This is a genomic window from Sphingomonas sp. 66-10 (genome assembly GCF_001897045.1).
Taxonomy (GTDB): domain Bacteria; phylum Pseudomonadota; class Alphaproteobacteria; order Sphingomonadales; family Sphingomonadaceae; genus Sphingomonas; species Sphingomonas lycopersici.
Genome location: NZ_MKRR01000028.1, coordinates 1 through 2,299, shown reverse-complemented (window position 1 = coordinate 2,299; position 2,299 = coordinate 1). Strand labels below are relative to the sequence as shown.

Annotated in this window: 4 protein-coding genes; 3 read left to right on the top strand and 1 reads right to left on the bottom strand. The window is 62.9% G+C overall.

The window, feature by feature from the left end:
- On the top strand, positions 1 to 828 hold an 828-nt coding region (locus BGN95_RS03425; protein WP_286771618.1), incomplete at its 5' end, for a cytochrome P450.
- Positions 829 to 901: 73 nt separating this feature from the next.
- Here BGN95_RS03425 and BGN95_RS03420 read toward each other — a convergent pair.
- On the bottom strand, positions 902 to 1,318 hold the full coding sequence (locus BGN95_RS03420; protein ID WP_017980798.1) for a MerR family transcriptional regulator: 417 nt from the start codon (positions 1,316 to 1,318) through the stop codon (positions 902 to 904).
- Positions 1,319 to 1,380: 62 nt separating this feature from the next.
- On the opposite strand from BGN95_RS03420, the gene BGN95_RS03415 reads away from it, so the two are divergent.
- Positions 1,381 to 1,797, top strand: a complete 417-nt coding sequence (locus BGN95_RS03415; RefSeq protein ID WP_017980799.1) for a mercuric transporter MerT family protein — start codon at positions 1,381 to 1,383, stop codon at positions 1,795 to 1,797.
- A complete protein-coding gene (locus tag BGN95_RS03410) occupies positions 1,797 to 2,018 on the top strand; it encodes a GDCCVxC domain-containing (seleno)protein (RefSeq protein WP_081609171.1) in 222 nt (73 codons plus the stop codon). Before BGN95_RS03415 ends, BGN95_RS03410 begins: the two co-directional genes overlap by 1 nt.
- Positions 2,019 to 2,299 lie beyond the last annotated feature (281 nt).

The window sequence follows — 2,299 nt, the reverse complement described above, 5'->3', positions numbered from 1 at the left end:
CTGACGCGAGCGGTATGCGCTTGGGCGGGAGTTCCTCTTCCGGACGATGAAGCCGGCAACCGCGCGGGCGAGCTGCGGGCGCTGTTCGACGCCGCCGGCTCGGCGAGCCCAAGGCATCTTTGGTCACGGCTGGCCCGTCGTCGCGTCGACGCATGGGCGAAGCGGATCATTGAAGGCATTCGGGCCGGGAGCATCGGCTCGGGCTCGGGGACCGCGGCTTACGCGATAGCCTGGCATCGCGACCGGCACGACGATCTTCTTTCGCCGCACGTCGCAGCGGTCGAACTGGTAAATGTCCTTCGCCCGACCGTCGCGATCGCAGTGTACATCACCTTCGTCGCCCACGCGCTGCAAACCTGTTCAGGGATCAGGGCGGCCTTGGTTCAGCAGCCGGACTATGCCGAGCTCTTCGTCCAAGAGGTCCGCCGATTCTATCCCTTCTTTCCCGCTGTGGTGGCGCGCGCGAGCCAAGATTTCGAGTGGGAGGGGATGGCCTTTCCGGAAGGGCGTCAAGTGGTGCTAGACCTTTATGGGAGCAATCACGACGCAGCGACCTGGGCCGACCCCCAGGAGTTTCGCCCTGAGCGTTTCAGGGCTTGGGACGAAGACTCCTTCAACTTCATTCCGCAGGGCGGCGGCGATCACTATCTCGGCCATCGCTGTCCCGGCGAATGGATCGTCCTCGCGATCATGAAGGTGGCGGCACACCTCCTCGTCAACGCGATGCGCTATGACGTACCGGACCAAGACCTGAGCATCGATTTCGCCAGGCTGCCAGCGCTTCCGAAAAGCGGCTTCGTGATGCGCAACGTCCACATAGGTGGCTAGGGCCGCGTGCCGTGGTGATGGTGATCGGCTCCGTTATCGACCGTTTGCGCGAGTACGGGGTGCGATGCGACATCTACGCAGTCGAATGTTGGTTCAGCAAGTCGATCACGGCGCACCTCGCCGCCCCGTCGCCTTCGCAACGGTCGATGGTCGCAGCCAGCAGGCTTTCTAGTTGCGCCAGATCCTCCATCTTAGCGCGCACACGCTCTAGATGGTGAGCCGCGATCTCGCGGACCTCACTGCATGACGCCTGCGCAGAACCGCCAAGAGACAGGATCGCGCGCACCTCGGCCGGGGAGAAGCCGAGTTCGCGCGCGCGACGGACGAACCCAAGTGCGCGGACGTGACCGGTCCCATATACCCGCCGCCCGCCGCTTGTGCGGGGTGGCGTTGCGAGAACACCAACGCGCTCGAAGTACCGGATCGTCTCGATATTCACGCCAGTCCGGCGAGACAGCTCGCCGATCGTGATGCTTTCCTCAACGCGCATATATTGCTTGCTCCTGTAGTCACTACAGGATGCATAACGGGCTAACCCGCTAGAGGCGATAGATGAACCAAGAGACCATCCCGCGTGAACCCCTAGGCGCACCAACGTCACGACGTCGCGCCGACACGGGGCTATCCGCCCTCGGCGCGCTTGCGAGCTTAGCCGCTGTTCTAGCTGCGGCGTCATGCTGCGTCCTGCCCCTCGCACTCGCGGCGCTCGGCCTGGGGGCGGGCCTGTCCAGCAACTTCGCCGCGCTGATACCACTACGGTGGCCGCTAACGGCGACCTCCCTCATCGGCTTGGCTGCTGGGTGGTGGGCCTACGCGCAGCGGCGGAGGTCCTGTGCTGGGGACCGGTCCTGCACAATGCCGCTGCCCTCGCGCGCGACACCTATCCTGCTCGCGATTGGAACGGTTCTGACGCTTATCGCGTTCGCCTGGGACCTCCTAGAAGCGCCGCTGATGAACGCGCTTTCCTGATGCAGCTCACCTCAACCCTGACCTGTCCCAAATGCGGCGGGGTGGCCACCGAAAGGATGCCCACCAACGCCTGCCAATTCTTCTATGATTGCCGGCATTGCGCGGTGGTGCTGCGGCCCCTGGCTGGCGACTGCTGCGTGTTCTGCTCATTTGGCGATGTCCCATGCCCTCCGATCCAGGAAGCGAAAGCAAACGGGACTGTGGCGGGCTGCTGCGGGTGAGGCGATAGCTTCACGTTTCTTCGTGAACTGGGGTCCTGCTCGCCAAGGTCGCGCAAGCGAAATTGCCTACTTCGGTCTTATTCGACCGGTTCCTGACCTGCCTCAACTGCTCATTTTCGAGAGGGCATTTGAACAGGATAGCATTTCGGGCGCTTCAAAAACCCTTGCTCCTCCAGTTGCTAGAGCATGTAACCGCAATTTGCTCTCCTGCGGACGGGGGGCTGGAGGTGGCTTTTTGACGGCCCGTGTTGAAGCAATCGGTATGTCTCGACGCTCATTAG

Coding starts and splice junctions, on each gene's coding strand:
- BGN95_RS03420 (WP_017980798.1), bottom strand. CDS start 1,318: ATGCGCGTTGAGGAAAGCATCACGATCGGCGAGCTGTCTCGCCGGACT.
- BGN95_RS03415 (WP_017980799.1), top strand. CDS start 1,381: ATGAACCAAGAGACCATCCCGCGTGAACCCCTAGGCGCACCAACGTCA.
- BGN95_RS03410 (WP_081609171.1), top strand. CDS start 1,797: ATGCAGCTCACCTCAACCCTGACCTGTCCCAAATGCGGCGGGGTGGCC.